Genomic DNA, 22964 nt, shown 5'->3' with positions numbered 1-22964 from the left:
TCAGGTCGCCGCTTCCTCTTCTGGTGTAGTCAGTATCCGTTCGAGTTCGTCTAGCGCGGCCTCGGCGTCTTCTCCGTCGGCGACGAGGTGGACGTCGTCGCCGTGTTCGATGCCGAGGCTCGTGACGGCGATCATGCTGTTGGCCTGAACGGGGTCCTCGCCCGGGCGGCCGATGGATATCTCGGCTTCGTGGTCGTTGACGGCCTCGACGAACTTCGACGCGGGGCGTGCGTGCAGTCCCGCTTCGGGGACGAGCGTGACAGTGCGTTCGAGGCTCATGCGATGGCCTCCCGGAGCGTGTCCTGTACCGCTTGCTCGTCGTCGGCCTCGTGGAGTCGCTCGCGGACCTCGTCGTGCATCAGGGCGCGCGAGAGCGAACTGAGGATGCTGAGGTGCTCTTCCCCGCCCGACTCGGGGACGAGGATCATGAATATCAGCGTCGCGGGTTCGTCGTCCATCGACCCGAAATCGATGCCGTCCTCGGAGCGGACGAACGCGAGCGACGGCCGGGAGACGGCGTCGGTCTTTGCGTGCGGGATGCCGATTCCCATGCCGACCCCGGTGGTCGTCTCCGCTTCGCGGGCCAACAGCGCGTCGAGGGCCTTCTGTCGGTCCTCGACGCGGTCGGCGTCGACCAGCAGGTCGAGTAAGTGTTCGATACAGGCTTCCTTCTCTGCGGGCGGTTCGGACAGCGAGATGTGGCTCGCCGGAATCAACTCGTCGATGTCGGTCTGGCTGATTGCGTCTGACATTGGTGTGGTAGTGTGGGTCGGACAGCGGTTCAGTTGTTGGTCGGCTGTGTGCTCTGGGAACTCGTCTCGGCGTTGATGCGCTCCTCGAAGTCGGGTTTGATGAGGGTGGCGACGGCCGCCGTGACCAGTGTCCCGACCAGCAGCGAGGCGAGGAACAACAGCGGCTTGTTCGACAGCAAGATGACGAAGACGCCGCCGTGGGGCGCAGGCATCGTCACGCCAAGTGCCATCGCCATCGCGCCGGCGATGGCGCTCCCAGAGACGACCGAGGGGATGACCCGAAGCGGGTCGGCCGCCCCGTAGGGAATCGCGCCCTCGGTGATGAAGGCGAGTCCCAGTGGGATACCGCTCTTGGCGTTCTCGTACATCTCGGCCTCGTACTTGTGCGGGGCGATGAAGTTCGAGAGCGCCATTCCGATGGGGGGGACCATCCCGCCAATCATGACGGCGGCCATGGGAGCGTAGATCCCCTCGGTGATGAGACCGGTGGCGAAGACGTAGGCGACCTTGTTGATGGGTCCGCCCATGTCCGCGGCCATCATCCCGCCGAGGATGAGGCCGACGACGATGGCCTGCCCGCCCTGCATGGTTTCGAGGAACGTCGTCAGGCTCTGGTTGGCAATAGCGACCGGGACGCCCAGCACGAACAGCAAGAGCGGCGCGGCGACGGCCATCGTCGCCACCGGGATGATGAGTACCGGCATCATCGGCTGGATGATACCCGGCACGTCGCGGTTCTTGAACCAGCGGGCGACGTAGCCGGCCACGAGACCGGCGACGATCGCGCCGAGGTAGCCGGCTCCCGAACTCCCGCCCGAGAGGCCGACGACGAGAGCTGCCTGTTCGATAACGTTCCCCTGCTGGAGCAGGTACGCCAGCAGGAATCCCGGTGCCAGCCCGGGGCGGTCGGCTATCGCATAGGCGATGTAGCCCCCGAGGATGGGCACCATGATGGTCAGCCCGGCCGTCCCGATCTGGGCCAGGAACCAGCCGGCGGAGCCGGTGTTCTCGAATACTGTCTGCGTATCTCCTACCGCGTACGCGAGAGCGAGGAAGATACCCCCGATGGTGACGAAGGGTATCATGAACGATACGCCGGTCATCAGATCCTCCTTGACGGAGGTCAGATACGCGCGGAGTGTGTCCGCGGTGTCGTTGCGTGACATTGTGAGCGACACTGCCAGCTACGAGAATGCCTGTAGATAAAGGGGCGCGTTTGTGATTGCTATAGTCCGAATCTGCACGAATATCCGGGGAGGTGTGATTGATTTCGACCGACATCGGGAGTCGCGCCAACAAGACAAACAGACATATGGATGTTATTCTGTCCGTATTAAAACGACGTATTTCTGCGCTGGCGACCCGACGCGCGTCCCAGCACTTATGCGGGTCACCGACTGACGGAGAGGCATGGATTCGGCCACGGCCACCGGCGACCGGGCCACGTTCGTCGTCGAGGATATCGGCGGCATCGACTCGACGACGGTCGAGCTAGCGCCGGGCGTGACGGTGCTCGCCGGTCGCAACGCGACCAACCGAACGTCGTTCTTACAAGCGATTATGGCGGCCCATGGGAGCGACTGGACGAGCGTGAAAGGCGACGCCGACCACGGGCGCGTCGAACTCGAACTCGGCGGGGAAACGTACGCGAGGAAAATCTCTAGGACCGACGACGGCATCGTCGGGTCGGGGACCGGCCTCCTCACGGACCCGACATTGGCGAACCTGTTTGCGTTCCTGCTCGAAGACAACGAAGCCCGCCGCGCCGTCGTCCGCGACGACGACCTTCGGGACATCATCATGCGCCCGGTCGACGTGACGACCCTCCGCCGGGAGATACGCGACGCGGAGCGGCGCAAGGAGGCCATCGACGACGACCTCGACCGTATCGAGTCGCTCAAGCGTGAGTTACCGGCACTCGAACGGCGACGGAGCGAACTCCAAACGGAGATCGAGGACGTTCGAAGCGATCTCCAGTCCGTCGAACGGCGGATCGAGGACCGAGACTTAGACGTCGACATAACGCGACAGAGCCGGGACGAACTCGAAGCGACACTGGACGAACTGCAGGCGACGCGCGCCGAACGCAGACGCGTCCGAGAGGAGGTCCAGTCCGAACAGGAGAGCATCGCGGCCCTGCGCGAAGAGCGCGGACGACTCGCGGCCGAACGCGCCGGGCTCACCGACGCCCCCGAGGAACGGCTGGCCGAGCTCGAATCGGAGATACGGCGTCGTCGCGAGCGCAAGCGCGAGCTCTCGCAGTACACGACGCGTCTCCAGAACGTTATCGGGTTCAACGAGGAGTTACTGGCCGGCGAACATACGCAAATCACCGACGCCATCAAGAAGAAACCTGAGAGCGTCGGCGACATCACCGACCAGTTGTATCAGGGGTCGAAGACGACCTGCTGGACCTGCGGGTCGCAGGTGAAACGCGAGCGCATCGAATCGACACTTTCGAGCATGCGCGACCACCGGCAGGAGACGCTCTCGGACGTAGACGCCATCGAAGACGAGCTCACCGACCTCACCGACAAACGCGACAGTATCGAAGAAACGCTGGAACGGCAGCAAGAACTCGACGAGACCATCGACGACGTGGACGACGAGATCGAGCGCCGCCAGTCCACGGTGGCGGACCTCCGGGAACGCCGCGACAACCTCTCCTCACGCATCACCGAACTGGAAGACCAGGTCGCCGAACTGCGTTCCGACGAGTTCGACGAGGTGCTCGAACTCCACACCGAGGCGAACGAACTGGAGTTCGAACTGGACGCCCTCGAATCGGAGTACGACGACGTAAACGAGGAAATCGAGGAGATGGAGGCCGAAATCCGGCGCGACGACGCGCTTCTCGCCCGCCGTGAGGACATCGTCGAGGAACTCATCGACCTGCGGACCCGCATCGATACCTTAGAGGCCGAGGCGACCGAGCAGTTCAACGAGCGGATGGCGGACCTCCTCGCGTTGCTCGACTACGACAACGTCGAGCGCATCTGGCTCGAACGGGTGGACACGCCGAGTAGCACCGTCGAGACCGTCGAAGCCGACGACGTAATCGAGGGGTCGACCTTCGAGCTACACGTCGTCCGGAGTTCGGAGGGCGGGACGGTGTACGAAGACACGGTTGGCCACCTCAGCGAGAGTGAACGTGAGGTGACGGGGTTGGTGTTCGCCCTCGCGGGATATCTCGTCCACGACGTTTACGAGACGGTCCCGTTCATGCTGCTAGACTCGCTCGAAGCCATCGACGCCGAACGCATCGCGTCGCTCGTCGAGTACTTCGCGGAGTATCCGACGTACCTCGTGGTCGCCCTACTGCCGGAGGACGCACAGGCGCTCTCCGACGAATACCCTCGGGTTACGGACATCTGAGGTACCGTTCGCTACTCGCAGTCACAGCCACCCGCCGCGAGTAACTCGCCGATACCGAACTGACCGCCACAGTCCTGACAGAGGATGTCGACGCTGACGAACACGCGATAGTCGCCTATCGAGAGCGTTCCCGCATTTCGCAGGCGGTCGACCGTATCCCGGACGACGGTCTCGACCCGGGCCTGGAGCCGGTCGATACTGTCGCGTTCGCGTTCGACCTGCTCGCCTTCGTCCGACTGTTCGTAAGTCACGCCCCGGACTTCCGTGAGATAGTGGCGGACGGCCTGATACGTGACGAAATCCTCCTCTAACTCCTCGACGTCGATACCGTTGCGTTCGAGACGGTTCCGCGCCTCGACCCGCTGGCCCGCGCTCACGTCGTCGTCGGTCAGAAGCCGATAGAAGTTCTTCGGCTCGCCGTCGATGACGCTCATCCCGCTGTCCCTGAGCGCGCCCATCAGGAGCGCCTGATTGAATCGGTCGGCTAACTTGCGGAGGCTCTGGCGTTCGCGGCCCTCGCCGAGCCACGCGGCTTCGAGGTCGGCCCCGATGTTGCCGAGGTCGTAGGCCTCGACGAGCCGTTCGACTTTCGACTGTCTGCGTCCGTCGCCGCCCATTGCCCGGTCGTCGGCTTCGCGGAGTAAATCAGTTGTGCCGGTCGGGGCTTGAATTCTTCTCCTCTGCCCAGATATCCCACTCTCACGCCGTTACTGTATCTCTCGGTAGAGTTCGACGTGTTCGTCGGCAATGCTGTCCCACGCGAGCCGGTCCGCCATCGCCTTGCTCGCCTCGCCCATCTCGGTTCTCGCTCGCTCGTCGGTGAGCACATCCACGATGACGTCGGCGAGTCGTTCGGGGTCTTCGGGCGGGACGACCCGTCCGGCCCCGCTCTCGCCGACGAGTCGGCGGAAGTCGCCCGCCGTCGAAGCGACGACGGGTTTCCCGAAGGAGAAGGCGGTCGTCAGCGCGCCGCTGTGTCCCTTCGTCCCGTCGAGTTCCCGGTACGGCGTGGCCACCAGCGCTGCCCGCGCGAAGGCGTCTTTCACCTCGTCGTTGGGGACGTAGCGGTTCTGGAACTCGAAGCGCTCCGGATGCGCTTCGAGGAGACGCCGCTGCTCCCTCGGCAGCGACCCGTCGCCGGCGATGACGAGTTTCGCGTCCGGGAGGCGCTCACCGACGCGCACCATCGCCTCTACCAGCGTGTCCGGCCCCTTCGGCGGCACGACGTTCCCGAAGAACAGGACCGTGTTCGGTTCCGGGTCGTCGTCTACATCCTCGTGATTGCCGAACACCGAGTACGCTCCGTGGGGAATGACGGAGATGGTCTCCGGGTCCTCGCCCCAGCCTTCCATCGCCGCTCGCTGCTGTGGCGTGTGGACGATTCGCCTGTCCGCGTCCACATTCGGGAGAACTGCGTGTATCGTCTCCTCTACCATCACCGGCGGCCGGGCGGGCGAGAAGCGGTTCTTCGGCACCTCGTGTTTCGTGAGGACGAACGGGAACGCGGTGTCGATTTCGTGCCGACTGGCGTAGTACCGGACCTGCGGAAACAGGCCTGTCGGGTCGTGGACGACGTCGGGGTCGACGTCGAACACGTCGCCGAGGTTCCGGTAGGATCGGAGCCCGCGAACCACCGACCGGGGATCGACGTCGAATTTGTAGATGCGTGGCATCGACAGGTCGATGGGTGCGAACCGCTCTAGCAGTTCGACGTCGCTCCCGAACAGGTCGTCGGCGTCGGTCTCGGTCGGTTTCAGCACGACGACTTCGTGGTCCGCAGCGACGGCGTTGGCGAGCTCGGCCGTGTAGTGGGCGAGGCCGCCCTCCCCTTGCCCGACGATATAGAGTACGCGCATCGGCGGTCACAGCGTCACCGACTGTCGGATGGGCGGGCCGAGGACTCGGGTCACCGGAACCGGCAGTCGTTTCCAAATCTCCTTTAATCGTTCGTACTGATCTGCGTCGGGGTGTGGCAACTCCGCGTCGCCGGTCGGGAAGTAGTGGTAGTCGTCGTACCACGTCTTCTCGCCGCCGAAGCTCTTCTTGAACATGTAGACGCCGGACCCTTCCCGCGTCCGTCCGAGTTCGTAGGCATCGTACCCCTCGTTCGCGGCCTGCTGAAGCGTCTTCCAGATCAGAAGGCTCCCGCCGTTCAGATCGCGTCGCTCGTAGTCCGTGACGACGCCCCACTGAAACACCGTGTCACCGACGGTGAAGTTGATGATTCCGTTGATCAGTTCACCGTTCCGCCGGACCATCCCGAGGTGGACGTCGCCGGCGTCGGCCAGTCGGTCCCATATCGTCCGGTAGAACTCGAAGGCGTGCGGGGGCGTGCCGTGCCCGCGAACCGAGCGGAGGTACAGTCTGTAGTACTCCCGCAGGTCGTCGACCGACGTTCCGACGGTGTAAGTAAGCGCGTCGTTCTCCTCGGCCTGCCGTATCTGTCTGGATCGACTGTCCTTGATGGCTTCCCACATCGACGCCTCGTCCGTGACCGGAATCGAGAACGTGACGAAGCGGGTCCGGGACTCGAACTCGGGCACGTCGCCGAGGTCGCGACCCCTGAGGCTGACGAAGTCCACCGAGCGGTCGTCGGCGAGGTCGCGAACCCGTTCGAGTAACCGTCTCTCCGCGTCGGCCGGGGCCGCGTCCGTCGTGAGGACGGAGCCGCGTTCACCGTACGGCGGGGAGACGAGCTTCGACCCGAACAGCTGGCTCTCGACGGCCACGACCGGAATTCCGGCGACGATTTCTCCGTTCGCGCGTAGCGCGAGATGCCAGCGTTCGTGACCATACGTTGCCGCGGCCTCGCTCCAGCCCCAGAGCGCGAACGGGGGCCCGTCACAGCGGCGGACGAACGAATCCCACGCGTCCGGGTCGTCTACCTGTTCGACGGCGGTCGCTACTGTCTCTCGTGATGTGGTGTCGGAACTCATCTGTGGTGGTGACCTCTCCGTGTACCGCGTGTCGGGGCGTCGAAGTCGACGCCCGGTTGGTTGCCGAGAACCCGCCCGACGGGTGCGAGCTCGAACGATTTGAGCAGCGATTCGAGCGAATCCGACAGCCGTCCGAGTCCGTAGAAACTGATCAGCCGGGCTTTCAGCGGCGGCTCGCTGGTCTGGACGGCGGGGTTGAACTCCCACGGGTGAAAGTAGAGGTTCGCGGGGATGCCCCGTCGGTTCAGCCGCCGGATGCCGCGTTCGAGCAGTCGCGTCGGGAGCACTCGCGCGTAGAACCCGCCGGCGACCGGGAACCGGTACCGCGACTCCGCAACGGCCAGCGGAAATTCGAGCAATCCGTCTCCGCCGGCCGCTCCGGCGGTGAACGGCGACCCGCGTTCGACGACGTACGGTCGCCGCGGCGCGCCCGAGACGCCGTACATCGGCGTCCGGACCGGGAAGACGCTCGAATCATACTCATAATTACTCTCTTGCAGGACGTCGAGAGCCCACGCAGTCTCTTCGGTCACCGAGAAGTTCGGTGCCCGGAACCCGGCCGGTTCGACGCCCGACGCCTCCCGTATCGCAATCCGCGACTGGCGCAGTTCGTCTGCGAACTGCGCCCTGTCGAGGTCGAACAGCGGGGTGTGCGTCTGTCCGTGTGACGCGAGTTCGTGGCCCGCGTCAGCGATGCGGGCGACGAGGTCCGGGTACGTCGCCGCCACCTCGCCCACGACGAAGAACGTCGCCCGGACGTCGTGCCGGGAGAGCAGACCTAACACGATGTCGACGGAACTCTCGACGTGGTCGGTCGGGTCGCTGACCGACTCGCTGAGTAACGTGGCGGTGTACCAGTGTTCTAGGTCGAACCCGAGTGCGTTCGAACTCGTCTCGCTCGCGGTCACTACCACGACGCGAGGAACAGCGGTAAATTTGTAATTCAGCGGGTAGCGCCGATTGAACGGCCCTACCGAACTCACGTCGCTCGGGGACGGAACGACGGGTCGAACCGCCCTATCCCTTGTCCCGACTTACTCCGTTACGAGGTAGTCCGGAGACGGCCAGAGCGTCCGCGAACGGGCCTGCAATCGTCGGTACAAGCAGTATCGACAAATTATCTACGCTAACGCCGTCTTATCGTCCGATATGTTTCCTTAGGGATAGCTCTCGCGTCACTCGCCGTCACCGATGGGAAGTCCCGGCGTTCCGTCGGCTATCCAGACGAGCGCGACGAGCAGAATCGCGAGCGACGACAGTCCCCATTCGCCGTGGAACATACCGCCTACGAGGGAGTCCAGCAGCGACCGCGAGGTGTCGTAGGGCGGTTGGTCGACGACCGGCCAGAGGAGATAGCGCACGTAGGCGGGCTGTCCTCGCTGGAGCGGGGGAATCGCATCGAGGAGGTCGTGTCCGACGACCGAGACGGCGAAGGCGGTCACGAGTACGTCGCGGTCGCGAGAGAGGTACCGCCGGAGGACGACGACGAGTATCGCCGCCGTCAGCAGCGAGTGGCCGAGCGACCGCCCGGACGGCAAGACGCCGAACGTCCACGCTAGCGGTTTGTCGACGAGGTCTGGGAACTGACTCCCGAAGATGACTACCCAGAACTCCGCGTCCGTCGGCGGTCGGGTGGCCGAGAGATGCGTGTACGCCGTCCACGCGAGATAGGCTAGCCCGGCGTGGATGTCCGGCCGCATCGGCTCACTTCAGGTAGCCGAGGTCGCGGAGCCTGTCCTCCTGTCGGTCGCTCAGGGTCGTATCGGTGACCGCGGGGTCGCCGGTCTGGAACGCCGACGGAACCTCTTCTCGGGCCGCTTCGCGGGTGAAATCGGGGGCCCCGAAGGTCAGTTCCCGCTGTAGCGAGAGAGCGAGAAAGGAGAGCAGGCTGCCGGGCGAGGAGTTGTGCCGCCACGCCGGGGAGTAGCCTCTGAAGCAGTTGTCGTAACCGAGCGCCACAGTCCGTTCGGCGCTTGACCCCCGTTGGAAGATGTGGCCGCCGTCTTCGCTCCAGGCCGACGTCGCCGCATAGACGGTGAGTTCGTAGTCCAGGGGGCCGACGCCCACGTCGAGGTGTTGCCAGACGTCCGACCGCGGCGTCCGGTCTTCGGGCGGCGTCTCCGTCCAGAGATCGAGGCCGTCGACCAGGTCGGAGACCCGGCCACGCTGTGCCGAGTGTGCGGTCGGTGCGATGTCGGTCCCGGAGACGAGCGCGCCGTACTCTCTCCCGCGGGGCAGGCCAGCCCCGGCGAAGACGACCGGGATTTCGACTGTCTCCGGGACCATCGGATGGCCATGACCGAACCGACCGCCGTTCGCGGGTTCGCCGAGACACTGACCGTGGTCGCTGGTGAAGATGACGAGCGTCTCCGAGAGGAGGCCGCGCTCTTCGAGGTCGTCGTAGATGTCGAGAAATCTGGACGCGGACCGACGGCAGTCCTCTCTATAGAGGGACACCAGCGGCGCGCGCCGGCGCTCGTGCTCCTCAAAGAACGCTTTGGTGGACTCGAAGACGCCGTTGTCGAACCCGTACGGCGCGTGCGGACCCACGTCGTGAACGACGTGCGTGAACGGGGGTTCGAGGTCGTCGAGCGTACGCTCTTCGGTGAGGTGGTGAATCTGGAGCGGTGGTTTCTCCGGCGCTGGCAGCTCCGGCCAGACCGCCTCGGCGTCGAATCCAACGTCCGTTGCGCTCCCGTCGAGGAGCGGCGGCGTCTCCGCGAGTTGGTCGTCGAACATCCAGACCCGATGCGTGGCGGGATACTGCCCGCTCGTCAGCGACGGCAGGGACGACGCGGTGAAGGTACTCGGCGCGATGCCTTTCGCCGTGACACCGAGCCGCCGGACCGACTGCGGCAGGAAGTCGTACCGCATCGCGTCCGAGACGAACAACACGACGTTCTCGACGCGTTCGACCGACGCACGTTCGGAGAGAGAGCCAAACATCGTTCTCGTCTGCAGGGAGCGAGGTTGACGGTGATTGTAATTGTGCCCGTACGCGTCACTCACACCGAGCACGCTCCGGTAAGCACTGATTCCACGACGTGAGAGCTGCTGTTCTCTGTCTCGGGTGCCGTCGCTCGTCTCTCAACTCACCCAGACATACAGCGATCGATAGGCCGTCTCACGTCGCGGGCTCTCCGGGGTGTCGCCCCGGTAGAGCAGAAACGCGACACGGACGTCTCCACCGGTCAGACCGCCGGTCACGTCGAACCGAGCGCGGCCGGTCTCGTTGTCCGAGAGTGCGAGACGACGCCGCCCGAGCGTGGACTGCGCCTGTATCGTTGGCGTCTGCTGTTCGCCTCCGTCGACACGCTGTGAGACGGCGACGACCGTGTAGTTCAGCGTCCGTCCCTCGTGATTCGAGACCCTGACGACGACGGTGCCGTCTTCCGCGTGCTGTGACGGATACTCGGCCGCGATCAGCTCACCGCCCTCCTCGGTGAAGACGGCGAATTCGGTGTAGCCCGCGTCCTGCGTCGGCTTCGTGAAACCGTATCCGATAGTGCCGACGGCGACGAGGAGGCATCCGAGTATCAGGAGGTGCCCGAGCCACGCACCCGCTCTGTTGTCCAACGGGTCGGTCACTACTGGAACTCTATAGCGGAGGTATCGCCCAGTCCGGAGCCATCGCAGGAGGCGGGTCGGGAGCGTCGGCGGAGACGACATCGTTCTACGGGCGCGGCCGCGGCTGAAAAGTCTGGAGGACTGTTCGCGGGAGAAGGCGCTGGAAACCGAGCGTAGCGAGGAGAAACCCCGTGTTATCGGCCCGATAGGGCGGGGTTGCATAGCTATACGCCAATCTTGTCGATATATGGCCACGTTTGTCCGCGGATAGCGGTGGCAACCGCCGTTCACACCGAGCTGCCGCCTCGCGGAACTGCATCTCGGGCGGGTGACACTGCCTCGCTCAAAACGAGACGGCATCTCGATCGCCTACTTTCGGCCGCTACGTTGTCTATAACGATTGGTGCGGAAACGGCACTTCGGCCATGGACCTCGGTCGGTCGACGGCGAAGGTGCTCGTCGCGAAGTTCGGAAACGCGTTTCTCTTCTTCGGCGCGATAACGTATTTCACCCGGATGCTTCTGCCCGAGGAACTCAGTACGTTCTTCCTCTATCTCGCCTTGCTGGGACTCCTATCGATTCCGGCGGACCTAGGCATGCGGGGTGCGCTAGAGAAACGGCTCTCGGAGGGGCAAGCGCCGTCGAGCACGCTTGGTTCTGCGCTAGCGTTCAAGCTCGGGACGCTCGCCGTAGTCTGTACGGGCGTGTGGCTGGGGCGGTCGCTCATCAGGTCGGCGCTCGGAATGCCTTACGTTACCCTCCTCGTCGCGGGGTTGGTCGTCCAGGAACTGGCGCGGTTCTATCTACAGGCCATCCGCGGCGAGTTACGCGTCGGCGAGACGGCTTCCATCGAGTTCTCCCGCCGAATCGTGTGGGTTGGTCTCGCTGTCCTCCTGTTGAACCTCGGCTGGGGGAGCCGCGGGATTCTGGTCGCCCTGATCTGTGGTCGGACGGTCGAGTTTCTCCGAGCGTTTCACCGTTGTGATACGGCCATCGGCCGGCCCGACGTCGACCGAATTCGGTCGCTCTTGGCGTTCTCGAAGTTCGAGACGTTCACAGTCGCCGGCGGGCGCGTCTACCAGTGGATGGACGTCGTCGTCATCGGATTCTTCCTCTCGGGTCGGTTCGTCAGCGCCTACGAGGTAGCGTGGCAGCTGACACTGCTGGTTCTCCTGTTCAGCAAGTCCATCGAACTGAACCTGTTTCCACAGATAAGCCGATGGGATGCCGATTCCTCGACCGACCGCATCGAGAATACCGTCTCCCGCGCGCTGGGGTTCGTCACGTTCGTCTCCGTCCCGGCGCTCGTCGGGGCCTTTCTCTACGCCAGACCGGCGCTCGACTTCATTTTCGGGCCGGAGTACACCATCGCTTCGACCGTCCTGGTGATTCTCATGGTGGAGAAGCTCGTCCAGTCGTACAACGACATCGTAGGCGCGTCCATCCGGGCGCTGGACCGCCCGGACCTCACGGCACGCGCCACTGTCTCTGCGGTGGGCCTGAACCTCGTCGCCAGTCCCGTCCTCGTCGTGACAATCGGGTTCGAAGGCGCGGCCCTCGCCACCGCCGGGGCATGGCTGGTGAACGCGCTCTTACAGACCCGATATCTCTCCCGCTTTCTCACGCTCAGCTATCCCACCGACCTCGTCTGCTGGTATGCCCTCTCTTCGCTCGGAATGGGGGCCGTTCTCGTCGCGGTCCGGACTATGGTTCCGGTTGACGGACTAGTCGCCCTCCTCGCCCACGTCGGACTAGGGGTCTGTGTCTATCTCGTTCTCTCAATCGCGATTCCGAGCGTCCGCGACCGGATACTCTATCCGGGCGTGAACGCTGTCCGCGGCTGAGTCACGACGATACCCGCTCTTCGAGGACGTTCAGGACGCCGCGGACGAACGGCGCGGCGTCGTCTGCCACGAGATAGTCGAAGTGCGGGTGTTCGTACGTCGAGCGCAACACTGCCGAGACCGCCTCGCTGAGCGCCGGTCTGGGTGCGTTCGGGTAGTCGTCGAACGCCACACTCTTGAGGTACTGGAGTTCCCCGAACAGGAGATGGGTCCCGAACCCGATCTCGTGGTCCGTATCAATCTCGTCCGCTTGACCGGTGGCCAACAGATAGAACGCGTAGGGGTAATCGGCACCCGCGCGCACGTCGGTCGGAATCGACGTCCAGGTCCGCGGATTGACTTCGAGCAGTTCGTACTCGCCGGTGTCCGCGTTCTCGATGAACTGCACCGTCGCGAGCCCGTGCCAGTCGAGTTCGTCGAGGACCCGACGGCCGAGCGCCGACAGTTCGGGAATCTCGACGAGTTCCCGGTAGACGCTTGCGCCGCCCGCGTACGTCTGCCCCCGAATCTGCCGTCGGAGGCTGGTCAGGACCGGTTCGCCGTGGTCGTATAGCGCGCGAAACGAGTACTCGTGTTCGATCGGGGTGTAGGACTGGACGATGGGGACGTGACCGTCCATCGCCGAGAGCACCTCGTCTCGGTCGGGCTCGACCCCCGGAGTAGGGTGTATCGGCGAGAGGCGACCGTTACACTCGCGTGCGGAGAGCGAGTCCACGTAGGCTCCGGTGAGGAGCGCGTACCGCGGCTTGACGATGCGCTCGCGCTGCCAGTCCTCGACATCGTCGAACGACACCGTCTCCGGAATGGGCACGTCTGCTGCCGCGGCGACGTCCGGAACGAGTAGACAGTCCTGTACCTTCCGAAGGGTCTCCATCGGCGGCCAGATGGGCTCTACGTGGTCCGCGAACGACGACCGATACCGCGAGAGGACGAACGCATCGACCTCGCGGCTGGGAATTATCGTACGCACGTTCTCGCGACTCGCTAGCGCGAGGATGGCCTCCTTGTACGCCAAGAGGTCCTGATACGCCGAGGGGACGGTCACGTGTTCGTCGCAGTACCGGGACGCGGCGGCCGGTACAGACCGTTTCGACGACGCGACGATAGTCCGGACGCCCTTCGATCCGAGCGACCGGACGCAGGTGAGGCTCTTCCCGGAGACTCCTGCTGGGAGGAGAACGGCGTCTTCCGTGTCGTATTCTTTCCGCATTTCCTGACCGTTACCGCAACACCGGTATAACTACTCATAGACTTCTCGGAGACAGGTCGGATTACGCCTCGATAGGAGGCATATAACATTTTCTCGACCGGAGCGAACACCGACGATGCGTAGACCAGCAGCCGCCATCCGACTGTACGCTGCCTGCTGGAAGGCCGTTCTAGCGCTGCGGCGAACGCCGCGGACGGTCCGCGTGGGATCGACCGAGAGTCGGTTTCACGTCGCCACGCGGACGGAGTACGTCCGCGCGACGAAACAGGGTGGGGAGCGCCACGTCCTCCGGGCGTTTCTCGACGCCCTTGACGGCGACGAGACCGTCTGGGACGTCGGTGCCTGTGTCGGGACGTACGCCTGTTTCGCGATACGGAGGGGAGATCACGTCGTCGCGTTCGAACCCGAACCGACGAATCGGGAACGCCTTCGACAGAATCTCCGTGCCAACGCCCCGGCAGAGCGCTGGACGGTCACGCCGATTGCGCTCGGGAGAGAGCACGCGACAGCGTCTCTCCGGTCGGAGACGACCGAACTTGGAGGTGGCCACCACTACGTGACACCGGAGCGAAGCGTCGAGTCCGGCATCGAAGTTCAGACGGTAAGCGGCGACGAACTCGTCGAGCGCGGCGTCCCCGCGCCCGACGTGCTGAAGATAGACGTACAGGGCGCGGAACTGGACGTTCTCGACGGCCTGACGGAGACACTAAACGGTGTCGAGACGGTATTCGTCGAAGTCCACGAGCGAAAGTGCGACCGATACGGTGCGTCACCAGAGGACGTCGAGCGGCTACTCGACCGACTGGGATTCACCAGGGAGCGGCTGGCCGACCCGTCGACGAACCGCGACGGCGTCTACTTCCTGCGAGCTACTAGTTCGTGACCGCCGCGTCACTGCAGCGCATCCGTCGGAACGGCCGAGGCGCCGCCGTCACTCGAAGAGTCCTTGCCACAGCCGGGCGTCACTGTTGTGGGAGTGAATAGAGGATACTTGCGGTGAAACAGGCAACCAATCCGGTGAGGGTCAGGAGGCCGGCAAGCAGTCCGAACAGCAGGGGAATCCGTCCCGTCGACGTATATCGCACGACACATAGGGACGCGAAGCCGAGCCCCCCGAACCAGCTGACGAAACCGGGGATGCCGAGGACGGACAGCGGTCGCTCGACTTCGGCGGTCTGGAACAGGTTGTTTACCAGCGTGAAGCCGTGTGACAGCGGGTGGTGACAGTTGGCTCCGTCGACCGCATAATCGACGGTCGTCCCCACCTCTTTGACGGAGTAGCCGTTCCGACGAGCGTGGTTTAGAATGTCGGTACTGGCGCTCATCCGAGCGCTGATAGCGTCGTCCGACGCGAGGCTCTGTATCGCTTTCCGCGAGTAGGCTCGGAATCCGCTTTGCGTGTCTCTGATCCACGAACGGGGGTGAATCGCGCCGTGACTGATGTTCGTCAGGGAGTTAATCGCCATCAACCCGACGCGCCGATAGAACGGCGCGTTCATCGTCCCGTCCTCGACGAACCTGCTTCCGACGACAATCTCGGCCTCGTTTCGGTGCTGGGAGTCGGCGAGTTTCGGGATATCGGCGGGGTCATGCTGGCTATCCGCGTCGAGCACGACCAGGTGGTCGACCCTGGCTCGACTGGCTTGCTCGAACAGGGTGTTGAGAGCGCTGCCGTATCCGCGGTTGTAGTCGTGTTCGACGACGGCCGCTCCGGCCGCTTTGGCCGCGAGCGCCGTCCGGTCGTCGCTTCCATCGTCTACTACCAGAACTTCGTCTACGTATTCGGCCGCTTCCGTGACGACTTCTTCGATGGTGTTTTCCTCGTTGTACGCGGGTATCCCGGCGAGCACTGTCGTCTCCCCGGACACGGGGGGATCGACGTACGCATCGACGGTGTAGGAATCCGTCGCCTGGAGCTCCTCGATGCTTCGTTCCAGGTCGATCCGCTTTGGTGAATCGGTGTGTACGATGAGGCCCGGAAAGCCCTCTTTCCACGCGGCGTCTCTCAGTTGCTGTCGGAGGGAAACAGTCCCGTCAGTGCGCCGCTCCTGTTCGAGTATTGTCGCGTCGAGCGCGCGTGCATACATCTGCCAGTCCCGTTCAGTGTCCCCTGTCCCAGCGACGAACACCTGATGCCCGCTTCTGCGTGCACGAATAATCTCTCCCGCTACCCACTCAGCGTACTCGTCACTCGCCAGTATTCCGACCGCCGGTTCGCCGGACGAGAGAAAAGCCGGCGTATCGTCTTGGTGATTGTCGGGTCGTGCCATGTCTTATCACAGTCAAACTGATCGTCTGGCATCCACGGGCGAACTGGCCCGTACGACGCCAAAACAGCCGTTCGAATACAGGTAACTTAATTAACAATACCGTATCTGCAACCGCTGCGAATACTCGACGAGTAGCGTTGCGTAAATCAAATAGGTATTATAGTAGCGCGGTATTATAACACGTATGATATTATTCGACTCGGCGTGCTGTTACTATTACTAAATGTGATATATTCTGCCTGACTTTCCCGAGACGGGGCTTAGTACGTGGCACAACTGCTGCCTGCTGGTAACCCGAACTCCGAAGTTACCGCCGGTCGTCAGAACCTATTGCCGGCCATAGTGACGCTACACTACCAGTACTACCGCTGCCCTCGCCGAACGGTGGACCTCGGGGCAACTATAAGAAGCAGCACTTACGCGCTCGGGTGCGTTCGGTACCGGTATCGTACCAACTGATAGCTCTCGTCGATGTCGGTTCCACGGCGACGCGCTTCGTCCTTTCGTCGATCGGTTGTTCGAGCGAGCGTGAGTCCGAACTCCGTTTACTACCGTTTCGCACTGCTCTCAGTACCGCCGTGATACATCGACGTTTCCGGTGATTACTTCCGAGTAACGACAGCCCACGGCACGAGTCCGCCCATTACACCCGTACATAGCCGTCTCCGGGACGAGACGGTAGAATATCATATAACTGGGATAAACTCCTCATTTTCGCACGGTAGGGAAAATTGAACGAAGTGGTGATAGCGTTTGCTACTACTCTATTAACGTGACTCGTGCTCGAAGACAGTGGTCTCCCTGCCCCTCTTTACGGACTATTCCGGCGGTCGAACGCCTCGCCGGGCCCACCCGGTCCCGAAAAGGGCATTTCCGTTTTCAGAAGCTGTCGACCAACCACCCGAATCGGACTGGTCGTACTCAAATAGCGGCCCGGACTTGGAAACGCTGTCGGGGAGAGCGAACGAACTCGTTTCCACTTTCGGTTCGCGTCTTGTCAAACGAGCACAGGGGGACGATGAAAACGCGTGCTGTACGGTCGACAGGAGCCCATTGGCCGAGACGTTCGAAGCGGACGATTCGAGACACATAGCGCAATGACCATTCCCGATCCTACCCGTTCCGCTTCCCATTCATGACTTCACGCAACGTACAGATGCAGACCAAGAACGGGATCGACGGTAAAATCGCCCTCCTCGCGATGGTGCTGGCGGTGGCGCTACTCACCTTCGAGATAACGCCGGAGATGAGACAGGCCGCGCCGATTCGTGCGGTCCTCGGATTCGTCGCCGGATTCGTCGCGCCGGGATATCTCGTGTTACGTCTCGCCAAGGTGACCCGCGTTCGCTTCTCGAAGCTGCTCCTTTTGGCAGTGGGGGTGAGCATCACCATTCTCGTTCTGGTGGCGCTCGGAACGAACTACCTGTTCACCGCTCTCGGGAGCGACCACCCTCTAGCCATCGTCCCGTGGGTCCACGCGGGAGTACTGTTCGGTCTGAGCGGCGCAGTCTTGCTGTCGGATTCGGCTCAGGAACCGAGCTCGTGCTTCCCTCCCGCCTTCTCGCGGCGAATGCTCCTGTCGGGGGTCTTCCTCACTGTCCTCCCATTCGTGGCAATCTCGGCGGCGTACGCCCGAAACGTCGCCGACGACAGCGTCCCGATGTTCGTCTTCATCGCGCTCGTCGCAGTCGTCGTCCTCCTCGTCGCTGTCCGCGTCGTCCCGTCCGGACTCCATCCGTTCGCCATCTGGGCGGTGGCCGTGGCGGTGTTGCTCCAGATGACGCTGATAACGTCGCACATCTGGGGGTGGGACGTCCACTTCGAGTACGCCACCGCACACACGATTCTCGCGGACGGTCACTGGGACCCGGGGTTCGGCAGTCCGACGAACTCGCTGCTCTCGGTGACGTTTCTCGCCGCCGTCGCGGCCGAAGTGACGGGACTCGAACTCGTCTGGATATTCAAGTTGCTGTTCCCCGTCCTCGCCTCACTGCTCCCCGTCGCGGTGTATCACCTCGCGAGTGTGGAGTTCGCCGACGACTGGGTCGCCGCCCTCTCGCCGTACGCTCTGATATTCTACTACGGTTACTTCAAGAACATCCCCGGTAAGCAGGTGTTCAGTCAGTTGTTCCTGGTCTTGCTCCTCCTGACGGCGTTCGACCGCTCGTTTGGGGGGAAGCGGGGACGGGCGCTCTCGGTCGCTTTCGCCGGGATGTTCCTCGTCTCCCACTACGGGTTCAGTCTGCTGTTCGTTCTCTTTCTCGGAGCGGTGGTGGTCTCGGTTCGACTCGCCGTTCGTCTCGGTGTCGTCGACCCTCCCGAGGAGTATCTCGTCCGACCCACGCTCGTCCAACTGCTCGCAGTCGGGTGGGTGGCGTGGTACCTCTTTACCGCTGACGGGACAAATTTCGAGCGAGTCGTCCGAATCGGTCGCGCGATGGTGACGAACTTCGGCGATATCTCCGGCCGGAGCGGGGTCGGCTACGCGACGAAGACGTTTCGGTCGTCCGTCTGGCTCGGCTATCAAGCCCTGTCTGCGATACTGGTCGGATGCGTCGGACTCGGCGTGTTGCGAACCGGGTACGCCATCTCGTTCAGCGAAGACACCGAGACGGACCCGGAGTACGTCCTCTTGGCGACGTTTCTCTGTGCCTTTCTCGTCTCGGGACTGCTGCTATCGTACGGACTAGGGTTCGACAGAATTCTCCTCCTCGTCTTAGCGACGCTCGCCCCCTTTACCGTCACCGGCTTTCGAACCCTGCTACTGGGAGTGACGCTAGTGCCGCGGAAGCTCCTCGCCGCGGCGCATTCCGGCCCAGCTGTCTTCCCCTCGCGGCAGACGTCTCTCCGCCTGTTCGCCGTGTTCCTTGCGGTGCTGTTCGTCTTCAGCTCCGGTGGCGCGTTTACGTTCACGGGGGCGGATGAACCGTCCTACAGCATCAACTTAGACGAGGAAGCGGGATGGCCGGTGTACGACTCCTCGGAGGTGGCGGCGACGCGGTGGCTCGATTCGAACGTTCAGAGCGGAACCGATGTCGCCGTGTTCAACCAGTGGTCGCAGGTGAAAAGCAGAGATGGACTACTGGTTCGCGAAGTCATAGAGTCGAGGCAAGTCGGATTGGTCTGGCCAGCGCAGACCCGACTGGCTTGTCGGTCCTATATTTACGTCAGCGACCGCCCCATGGTACGGGCCGTCGGCAGTCGAAACTACATCGAACCGCGTGAGACGACGTTCTATCGGGAGGTCATACGCCCGTCGGACCGCATCTACGCCAGCGGGACGGCCGCCGTCTATCGGTCACGCTCCACGGTTCGCGAGCGAGGGCCGTCCGAGAACTGCTAGCAGTCACACCGACGCGCGCTGACCAATATGCGTAATAATCGCGCAATGATGTTAGAACAATGACTTATGTTACTACTTCCCGTATTTCTCGTTCAGTGACTGAGCATGAGTAGGACACGTAGAGGATTTCTCGGCTTCGTAGCGGGCGCTCTGGGCTGGCAATCCATCGACTCTCGCACCCGCGGATCCGACTCGGGGTCGGCGGCACAGGTGGATGCCCCGGACGAGTCGGGAAACGTCTACCACGTTCCGCCGAGCGACGGTATCACCGGTATCCAGCGAATCGTCGACCAGCACGCGCCGAACGTGACGATTACGCTGGGACGAGGCGAGTACCGCGGGTCGGCTCTCACGGTAGACCACGGCGTCCAGCTCGTCGGGACCGGCCGCAACGCGACGGTGCTCAAACTGGCGGACGGCGCGAACACGGACCTTATAACGAGTCGAAATCCACCCGACAGGAACTGCATGCAGGCTCGACTGGAGAATCTGACACTAGACGGCAACAAGGCGAACAACGCGAGTGGCAGCCTGGTGTACGGCGCGTTCTGGAACGGCCGGTTCGTCGACTGCGACTTCGTCAACGCCGAGGACAAGGCGTTCTGGTTGGCGGGGTCGGCAGCGTCCACCGACGACAACTACTTTCGGACGTGTCGGTTCGTCGGGTCCAACAGGGATGCGCTACAAATCGGGCTGAACCGGCGGGCGGGACCCGCTGTCGGTGTCACGAGAGTCGACTCGTGCTGGTTCGGCCGGAACACCGGATACGCGATCAGAATCCGCGGGAGCGCGAACATCGTCACCAACAGCAAGTTCTACGCCAATGGCGGTGTCGACGTTGAGATCGACCGGGGCGATTATAACCAGATAATTGACAACGACATCTCGAAATATCGGCCTCACAATCCGTGTCTTACGGTTCAGGCGAGGAAAGGGGTCGATTCGATAGCCAACCACGTCGACGGCAATATCGTCCGCGGGTCGTATCGCGACGGTATCACCTGTACCACCGACGGGAATCGAATCGAGGGGCTACAGGTTCGAGGCAACACGTTTCACGAGAAAAGCGACGACGAGACGATACGAAGTGCGATATACGCCCGTGACGGCGAGTTCGAGACGTGCTCGTTTACGAACAACACGATACTCGGCGAGTTCGAGGGAGACCCGATTCGGGTGGCATCGTCCTGGGAGACCGGCGACAACCTCGAATAGGACTAGAGACGAAGCAAGAAGACGTGCCGAACGACGATGGCTACCGTCACGGCTATGCCACCCGCAACGACGACGTAGCGTTTCTGCCGCATCGACTGAGCGGCACCGTCCGAAACGAGGAGCTCGACACCGACCAGAAAGCCGATGAACCAGGTGAGAAACGCCATCTCGAAAACTCTGAGCGACGGAGGAAACGCGTTCTCGAACGGTAAGAGGAGGCCGACAGTCACGAGTACCCACAGGAGCTGCCATGTCCCGAAGCCACCGAGACGGGCGGGGAAATCCATCGAGGGGTCGATACGACCGTGCCGCGTTTATAGCTACGGTCGCTGTGATGTAAGTGGCTGCTATCAGTAGTCGTGTGGTACGTTCGTCGGAGCATCGGACCGACAAACGGAGTGTATCGAGTGTCCGTCCCGGTCACGAGTCCGCTTCTTTGACCGGCGCGACCAACCGGGACCGTTCGCGCATCGTCAGCAGTCCGAAGACGGCTCCGAGGAGCACTCCGTAGACGAGGTGCGTAAGGAACCCGATCGGGACCAAGAACGGAACCGGGAGCTCCGCGGCCCCGACCGCGTTTGCCCAGACGGGCAGGACGAACGCGGCGGCGACGAGTTCCAAGATAATTCCGTAGACCGCCCCGAGCCCGACGATTCCGTAGAGTTCGTACTCGCGGAAGGTTGGTCTCGTGAGGACAGCGGCGAACACCAGTGCGAAGACGACGCTGTGGAACAGGTGTGCGAGCCAGCCGGCCGCGACCGTCGGCTGCCCGTAGAGCGCTCCGATCAACGGCATCGCGCCCATCACGAAGTGCATTATCAGGCCCATGCCGGCACCGGCGATCAGGCCGCTTGCAGCCGCTTCTCCCCAGGTTCTGCTAGACCGTATCCGTGGGAAGCCATAGGTTTGTGAGCTCATCGTCTAGTTCACCGTATAAGTGTTGGCTGTTCTAGAAGAAAAGTGCGTATTGCCGGATACTCGCCCGGTTCGAACGCGACCTCCGGGGAAACACTCGCCTAACAGCGGCTCGTCTGCGAATTAGCAATTTTATTTTCCCGATAACAGCCAAAATAAATCTCGCATTTAAGAAATATAGTATGGTTGCGGACACCTTGACCCCGACCGCGCTGGGATGTTCTTGCCCGGCGCGTTTCACCTCCGTGAGAGACCGGCAGCGATTACTCCCGTCTGACGAGGACGCGCTCGCTTCGACAGTAGCGCCTAGCTCGTTCCTCGAAGGTGCCGTCGCCTGGCCACTCGGCGGGGGCGTCGAGCGGGGTTGGGTCCCCCAGATAACACTCGACGGTATCTCCCGTCTCATCCCCCTCGAACGGGAGCGTACAGCGGACGTACAGGGCCGATTCGACGCCCTCGTATCGATCGAGCGCGTCGATCTCGGGGGTGTGTAGCAGTCGGCCGCTGGTCGATCCGCCTGGGGCGAGCGTCGGATATCGACCCTCGACGCGGTGCAGGCCCGAGACTGTGGCCGGACCGCGATACTCGAACTCGTCGAGTACTGCGGCGGCTGTCTGTGTCTGCACGAGCGTCCCGTAGACGAACACGTCCATATCCTCGCTAGTCGGCGCGGCGTTGAATACACCGCGGCTCTGCTCACCACCTCGGACTCGTCGCCCGCCGCGCGGCTCGCGGGCAGAAGGGTGTTACGGCGCCGCCCCCAACCGCTCCTATGGTCGACGCGACTGCTGTGGCGCTGGATCTCTTGCGCCTCTACGGCCCGCTGGCGCTATGTCTATTCACCTTTCTAGAGACGTCGATGCTCTTTCCGTTCCTGCCGAGCGAGGTCGTCGTTCCGGCGGCCGCCGCACTGCTCATAACCGACCCGGTGTCGCTGCTCGTCTTCGTGCTGGCTGCCACCGTCGGCGGGACGGTGGGCGCGTTTGTCCCGTTCTACGTCTGTTACCGCACTCGTCCCGGCGAGCACGGCTGGCTCCGCAGGCGTATCCGCGTCTCGGACGAGCAGATAGAACGGGGGCAGACGTGGTTCCAAAGGTGGGGCCAGTCGTCGGTGCTCTGGGGGCGGTTTCTCCCCGTCCTTCGCTCAGTTATCTCTATCCCGGCGGGATTCGCCGAGATGAATCCGGCGCAATTCGGCGTCTTCACGGCGGTCGGCACGACCGGTTTCTACGCCGCGACGGGGGCGCTCGTCTACTACGGCCGCGAGGAATCGTTCTTCGAAGCGGCGTTCGCTATCGCAGTCGAGAAACCAGGTCTAACGGCACTCGTCGTCCTCGTACTCGTCGGAATCGGCCTCGGCTTCGGTCGGCGGTCCGACCCAGTGAACGGGTAGCGACGAGCCGAGAGACCGGCGGAGAACGCACACCGCTCCCCCCAAAGCCTCGCCTTGCGAGACCCATCCTCACGATGGGCTTCGAAACGGGCGATGTGGCTCCTCGAGCGGGCCTTCCTTCCCAGTCAACAATCGTGGGTCTAT

General features: G+C 63.1%; 21 protein-coding genes. 6 read left to right on the top strand and 15 right to left on the bottom strand.

All coding sequences use genetic code 11. The annotated features are described in order from the left end of the window. Genes E4S61_RS21090 through E4S61_RS21080 form a run of 3 tightly spaced genes read right to left on the bottom strand, consistent with a single transcriptional unit; the run spans position 1 to position 1918 of the window. Positions 1–279 (bottom strand): HPr family phosphocarrier protein, encoded by a 279-nt coding sequence (locus tag E4S61_RS21090; protein ID WP_135305902.1) that lies wholly within the window; start codon positions 277–279, stop codon positions 1–3. Further along, complete coding sequence (locus E4S61_RS21085; protein ID WP_135305901.1) at positions 276–752, bottom strand: PTS sugar transporter subunit IIA; 477 nt, start codon at positions 750–752, stop codon at positions 276–278. Before E4S61_RS21085 ends, E4S61_RS21090 begins: the two co-directional genes overlap by 4 nt. A gap of 29 nt (positions 753–781) precedes the next feature. After that, positions 782–1918, bottom strand: a complete 1137-nt coding sequence (locus tag E4S61_RS21080) for a PTS fructose transporter subunit IIC (protein ID WP_135305900.1) — start codon at positions 1916–1918, stop codon at positions 782–784. A gap of 244 nt (positions 1919–2162) precedes the next feature. Here E4S61_RS21080 and E4S61_RS21075 point away from each other — a divergent pair, with 244 nt between their 5' ends. Then, a complete protein-coding gene (locus E4S61_RS21075) occupies positions 2163–4127 on the top strand; it encodes an archaea-specific SMC-related protein (protein ID WP_135305899.1) in 1965 nt (654 codons plus the stop codon). 11 nt (positions 4128–4138) lie between these two features. On the opposite strand, the gene rdfA is transcribed toward E4S61_RS21075, so the two are convergent. The 7 genes from rdfA to E4S61_RS21040 form a co-directional block, all read right to left on the bottom strand. After that, entirely contained in the window at positions 4139–4744 is a 606-nt protein-coding gene (gene rdfA, locus E4S61_RS21070; RefSeq protein WP_135305898.1) for a rod-determining factor RdfA, read from the bottom strand. A gap of 90 nt (positions 4745–4834) precedes the next feature. Further along, the gene (locus E4S61_RS21065) at positions 4835–5983 is read right to left on the bottom strand and encodes a glycosyltransferase family 4 protein (RefSeq protein WP_135305897.1); all 1149 of its coding nucleotides are present in this window, start codon (positions 5981–5983) and stop codon (positions 4835–4837) included. A gap of 6 nt (positions 5984–5989) precedes the next feature. Continuing rightward, positions 5990–7063: a GNAT family N-acetyltransferase gene (locus E4S61_RS21060; RefSeq protein WP_135305896.1), complete on the bottom strand. Its 1074-nt coding sequence runs from the start codon at positions 7061–7063 to the stop codon at positions 5990–5992. After that, positions 7060–7971 carry a polysaccharide deacetylase family protein gene (locus E4S61_RS21055; RefSeq protein ID WP_135305895.1) on the bottom strand — a complete coding sequence of 304 codons (912 nt, stop codon included), beginning with the start codon at positions 7969–7971 and terminating at the stop codon, positions 7060–7062. The genes E4S61_RS21060 and E4S61_RS21055 overlap by 4 nt, the downstream gene beginning before the upstream one ends. A gap of 267 nt (positions 7972–8238) precedes the next feature. Continuing rightward, complete coding sequence (locus E4S61_RS21050) at positions 8239–8763, bottom strand: metal-dependent hydrolase (protein WP_135305894.1); 525 nt, start codon at positions 8761–8763, stop codon at positions 8239–8241. A 4-nt stretch (positions 8764–8767) separates the two neighbouring features. After that, positions 8768–10009: a sulfatase-like hydrolase/transferase gene (locus tag E4S61_RS21045; RefSeq protein WP_135305893.1), complete on the bottom strand. Its 1242-nt coding sequence runs from the start codon at positions 10007–10009 to the stop codon at positions 8768–8770. A 141-nt stretch (positions 10010–10150) separates the two neighbouring features. After that, the gene (locus tag E4S61_RS21040) at positions 10151–10732 is read right to left on the bottom strand and encodes a DUF1616 domain-containing protein (RefSeq protein WP_167768602.1); all 582 of its coding nucleotides are present in this window, start codon (positions 10730–10732) and stop codon (positions 10151–10153) included. A 323-nt stretch (positions 10733–11055) separates the two neighbouring features. On the opposite strand from E4S61_RS21040, the gene E4S61_RS21035 reads away from it, so the two are divergent. After that, on the top strand, positions 11056–12474 hold the full coding sequence (locus tag E4S61_RS21035) for a lipopolysaccharide biosynthesis protein (protein ID WP_135305891.1): 1419 nt from the start codon (positions 11056–11058) through the stop codon (positions 12472–12474). A gap of 1 nt (position 12475) precedes the next feature. On the opposite strand, the gene E4S61_RS21030 is transcribed toward E4S61_RS21035, so the two are convergent. Continuing rightward, positions 12476–13684 (bottom strand): carboxylate--amine ligase, encoded by a 1209-nt coding sequence (locus E4S61_RS21030; protein WP_135305890.1) that lies wholly within the window; start codon positions 13682–13684, stop codon positions 12476–12478. A 115-nt stretch (positions 13685–13799) separates the two neighbouring features. Between E4S61_RS21030 and E4S61_RS21025 the strand changes: the two genes are divergently transcribed. After that, on the top strand, positions 13800–14567 hold the full coding sequence (locus tag E4S61_RS21025; protein WP_135305889.1) for an FkbM family methyltransferase: 768 nt from the start codon (positions 13800–13802) through the stop codon (positions 14565–14567). 79 nt (positions 14568–14646) lie between these two features. On the opposite strand, the gene E4S61_RS21020 is transcribed toward E4S61_RS21025, so the two are convergent. Beyond that, the gene (locus E4S61_RS21020) at positions 14647–15954 is read right to left on the bottom strand and encodes a glycosyltransferase family 2 protein (RefSeq protein ID WP_135305888.1); all 1308 of its coding nucleotides are present in this window, start codon (positions 15952–15954) and stop codon (positions 14647–14649) included. A 1135-nt stretch (positions 15955–17089) separates the two neighbouring features. Here E4S61_RS21020 and E4S61_RS21015 point away from each other — a divergent pair. Further along, positions 17090–19297, top strand: coding sequence for a DUF2206 domain-containing protein (locus E4S61_RS21015; protein ID WP_135305887.1), 2208 nt, complete (start codon positions 17090–17092; stop codon positions 19295–19297). Positions 19298–19402: 105 nt separating this feature from the next. Beyond that, positions 19403–20512, top strand: a complete 1110-nt coding sequence (locus E4S61_RS21010; RefSeq protein ID WP_135305886.1) for a right-handed parallel beta-helix repeat-containing protein — start codon at positions 19403–19405, stop codon at positions 20510–20512. A gap of 2 nt (positions 20513–20514) precedes the next feature. Here the strand turns inward: E4S61_RS21010 and E4S61_RS21005 are convergent, their stop codons facing one another. The 3 genes from E4S61_RS21005 to E4S61_RS20995 form a co-directional block, all read right to left on the bottom strand. Continuing rightward, a complete protein-coding gene (locus E4S61_RS21005; protein WP_135305885.1) occupies positions 20515–20799 on the bottom strand; it encodes a hypothetical protein in 285 nt (94 codons plus the stop codon). 133 nt (positions 20800–20932) lie between these two features. Beyond that, positions 20933–21430, bottom strand: coding sequence for a hypothetical protein (locus E4S61_RS21000; RefSeq protein WP_135305884.1), 498 nt, complete (start codon positions 21428–21430; stop codon positions 20933–20935). A 260-nt stretch (positions 21431–21690) separates the two neighbouring features. Beyond that, complete coding sequence (locus E4S61_RS20995) at positions 21691–22080, bottom strand: gamma-glutamylcyclotransferase family protein (protein ID WP_135305883.1); 390 nt, start codon at positions 22078–22080, stop codon at positions 21691–21693. A gap of 119 nt (positions 22081–22199) precedes the next feature. On the opposite strand from E4S61_RS20995, the gene E4S61_RS20990 reads away from it, so the two are divergent. After that, on the top strand, positions 22200–22820 hold the full coding sequence (locus E4S61_RS20990) for a DedA family protein (RefSeq protein WP_135305882.1): 621 nt from the start codon (positions 22200–22202) through the stop codon (positions 22818–22820). The last annotated feature ends 144 nt before the right edge of the window (positions 22821–22964 follow it).

It is taken from the genome of Haloarcula amylovorans, assembly GCF_004681185.1.
Lineage (GTDB): Archaea > Halobacteriota > Halobacteria > Halobacteriales > Haloarculaceae > Haloarcula > Haloarcula amylovorans.
Note: the sequence above shows the minus strand (reverse complement) of the source record. Positions and strands in the feature narration are given on the sequence as shown.